At 46.6% G+C, this 3890-nt stretch carries 3 protein-coding genes; all 3 read right to left on the reverse strand.

All coding sequences use genetic code 11. From position 1 onward, the window contains the following. Positions 1-63: 63 nt before the first annotated feature. The gene (locus K6G33_RS01745) at positions 64-942 is read right to left on the reverse strand and encodes an ABC transporter ATP-binding protein (RefSeq protein ID WP_072950637.1); all 879 of its coding nucleotides are present in this window, start codon (positions 940-942) and stop codon (positions 64-66) included. Between the two features lies 1 nt (position 943). Next, complete coding sequence (locus tag K6G33_RS01750) at positions 944-1318, reverse strand: GntR family transcriptional regulator (RefSeq protein ID WP_296775567.1); 375 nt, start codon at positions 1316-1318, stop codon at positions 944-946. 309 nt (positions 1319-1627) lie between these two features. Then, positions 1628-3890: phenylalanine--tRNA ligase subunit beta (pheT, locus tag K6G33_RS01755; protein ID WP_296775569.1), on the reverse strand; the 2263-nt coding region annotated here is incomplete at its 5' end.

A 3890-nucleotide genomic window follows, 5' to 3' on the forward strand; every position in this document is an offset into this window, starting at 1 on the left:
TAAGGATGCAGCGCTTACGAGTCAGCTTCAATTCACGATATATAAGCGATCTGTAAAGTTTCATTATGACCACTCCTTTGTGTCACGGTGTACATAGTAGAGCATGATATCGTCAAGGCTTGCAGGGTCTATCACGCAGTCGCTGTATTTGTAGGAGGCATTTTCACGGTCATTTACCATGACCTCTGCACCGAAATTGTTTGTGCGAACGCTGACAATATCCTCAGCGTCGATCTCTTGTATCTTGTCTTTGTCGCATTTGAGGATACCGTGCTTCTCGATAATTTCATCCTTGTAGCCCGTCAGCAAGATCTTTCCCTTGTCGATGAATGTCACCATATCCGCTATCTTTTCAAGGTCAGAGGTGATATGCGAGGACATGAGTATTGAGCGCTCGCCGTTTTGCAGATATTCCATGAAAATGTGCAGGATCTCGTCGCGCACAACGGGGTCAAGACCTGTTGTTGCTTCGTCCATGACAAGAAGCTCCGCATTGTGCGACAGGGCGCAGGCAATCTGTAATTTCATCTTCATACCCTTTGAAAACTGCCCGATCTTCTTTTTCATCGGAAGCTGAAAACGCTCGATGTACTTCATATAGGCAGAGTTGTCCCATTCTGGATACATACCCTCAAATATCTTTGCCATATCCTTTGCATTGAACACATCATGGAACGGCAGCTCGTCAAAGACTACCGCTATTCGCTTTTTTATCGCAGTTTCGTCCTTGATATGGTCAAGACCGAGCAGACGTATCTCACCACTGTCAATATCCGTGATATGCAGCAGACTGCGGATAGTTGTGGTCTTTCCTGCACCATTTTGCCCGATAAAGCCCATGATACAGCCCTTCGGCACATCAAAGCTGATATTATCCAGCGTAAAACCGTCATATTTTTTGGTAACGCCCTTGATTTCAATGGCATTTTCGTAATCGTTCATGTTATTCCCCTCCGTTTACAAGGTCGAGCAATTCGTGAAGCTCCTCCATCGTGACGCCTGCCTTGCGCGCCGTATCGCCTGCCTCCATGAGCAGGGCTTCGATACGCTTGATCTGCTCCTCCCGGTAAAGCTCCAGATTCTGCGCCTTGACGAATGAGCCTTTACCCGTGTAGCTTTCAATAAAGCCGTCACGTTCAAGCTCCTCATAGGCACGTTTTGTTGTCATGAAGCTGATACGGAGTTCTGTTGCCAGAATTCGCATAGAGGGCAGAGCTTCGCCCTCTTTCAGCTTTCCCTCCAGTATCAGCGTTTTGATCTGGTTTGCGATCTGCAAATAGATCGGCTCACCCGATGCGTTGCTGATGTTGATATTCATAATTCGTGTACACTCCTTCGGGGTCAAGGCTCTCACAGCATTTGCAACTACCGTTAAAGTCTAAATTGTATAACTTCTATGTATACAATTATAGCAGGTACGTTACAGTTTGTCAAGGGGGTTTTGGAAAATAATAAAAAAACAGGAAGATACCTCTAAATGAAGTATCTTCCTGTTTGATTGTTATAGCCCACTGTATAGGTCTTTTATTATAGCTCTAAAACTTCTATATTAGCGCAGACTTTTGTGCGCCACTGCTTTTTTTATTTGTTATGCGGACGATCAATGCCCGTCCCTGAGCTGATATTCTCAGCCGCGTAGCTCTGCTCCGATAGCATTGAGAGCCTTCAGAACGCGCTTCATAGCACCGTCAGCCTGCTCGTCGGTGAGTGTACCCTCATGTGAACGCATGGAGATAGAGTAAGCGATACTCTTCTTGCCGTTCTTCTTCATATCGTCACTGCGGTATACATCGAAGAGAGTTACTTTTTCGAGTATCTTGCCAACTGCGCCCTTGATAGCCTTTTCAAGCTCTGCAACAGGCATATCCTCGTCAACAAGGAGACTGAGGTCACGGGTAGTTGCAGGGAACTTAGGCAGCGGCTGATATGTTATCTTGTCGGCAGCAGCCTCCATAAGCTCTGGGATATTGAGCTTTGCAATGTAGGTCTTTACGCCTATCTCGTAAGTTTCCTGTACATCAGGGTGAACTTCGCCCATGATACCGAGATACTTGCCGTCCTTTATGATAACTGCGCTTCTGCCTGGGTGGAGAGCGTACTTCTCGTCGAATTCATCGCAGTCATTTGCGCGGATATACTCAACGTCATCTATTTTGAGCTCTGCAAGGAGCTGCTCTACCATGCCCTTGAGGGTGTAGAAGTCAGCGTCACCGCCGTACATACCGATAGTAAGTCTCTGAGGCTCGTCAGGGAGCGAATAGTTGTACTTGTGCTTCTGCTTGCCGCTGTTAGCGAGAGTATCGCCGTTGATAAATGGCTTCTCGACCTCAGCAGGGAGGTACTCCTTAGCTATCTCAAAGAGGCAAGCCTTGTCGTTGCGGTTGTTGTAGTTGAATGAGAGAACGTCCAGCATTGAAGGAATAGTAGATGTTCTCATAACGCTTGTGTCCTCACCGAGAGGATTAACGATCTTTACGACCTTGCGGAGCTTGCTGTCAGCAGGGAGCTTTATCTTGTCGAAATACTTAGGAGATACGAAAGAGTAGGTAGCTATCTCATATCCGCCCAGAGAAACAGCAGCATTTCTGAGAGTACGTGCGAACTTCTGCTCCTCTGTGAATTCAGCTCTTGCAACGCCGCGGAAATCAGTTGAAGGAATGTTGTTGTAACCGTAGATACGTGCAACTTCTTCAGCAATATCAGCCTTGCAGCCGATGTCTATTCTGAATGAAGGAGCTATTACCTTGCCGTCAGCAAAAGTGAATTCAAGACGTCCGAGGTACTCTTTCATTTTTTCCTCAGAAATATCAGTGCCGAGGAAATTGTTTATCCACTCAGGGTCAAATACGACCTCAGAAGGCTTGAATGCGGAGTGGTCGCAGTCTATTACAGTGTTTACGACTTCGCCTGCACCAAGAAGCTCAACAAGTTCAAAAGCTCTTTTAAGGCAAGTCATTGAGATGCATGGATCAACGCCCTTTTCATAACGTGAAGAAGCGTCAGATTTGAGTTTGAGCTTCTTTGAAGTCTGTCTTACCTGAGAAGGCTCAAAGTAAGCGGACTCGAATACAACTGTTGTAGTATCGTCCATGATACCGCTGTACTCTCCGCCCATGATACCTGCAACGGCTACTGGCTTTTTCTCGTCAGCAATAACGAGCATATCAGAAGTAAGCTCACGCTCAACACCGTCAAGAGTCATGATCTTCTCGCCGTCAACTGCATTGCGGACGTTTATATGTGCTCCCTCAACATAGCGGAGGTCAAAAGCGTGCATAGGCTGACCATATTCAAGCATTACATAGTTTGTAATATCAACAAAATTGTTTATCGGACGAACACCGCTTGCACGAAGTCTCTCTCTCATCCAACGTGGTGAAGGACCAATTTTAACGTTCTTTACGATACCTGCACAGTATCTTGGACAAGCCTTTTCGTTATGGATGTCAACTTTGAGGAAGCTGTTAACATCGCCCTCAACTCCCTTGAACTCAGGAGCTTTTACTGTGAGCGGGAGGTCATATGTAGCAGCTGTCTCTCTTGCAAGACCGATAACGCTTAGACAGTCAGGTCTGTTAGAAGTTATCTCGAACTCAACTGATGTATCGTCAAGACCGATAGCAGAGTGGATATCCTGTCCGAGCTGGCATTCCTCTTCGATAACGAAAACGCCCTCAGGATCAGCGTATGGGAAATCGTGAGCAGTAAGACCGAGGGTATCAAGTCCGCAGAACATACCGAAGCTCTCGACTCCACGCATCTTGCACTTCTTTATCTTGCCCTCAGGGAGAACAGCACCGTCAAGAGCAACAGGAACGAGGTCGCCTTCCTTGACATTCTTAGCGTTTGTAACTATCTGTATAGGAGCATCAGCGCCGATATCCACCTGA

The organism is Ruminococcus sp. (assembly GCF_024691275.1).
GTDB lineage: Bacteria > Bacillota > Clostridia > Oscillospirales > Ruminococcaceae > Ruminococcus.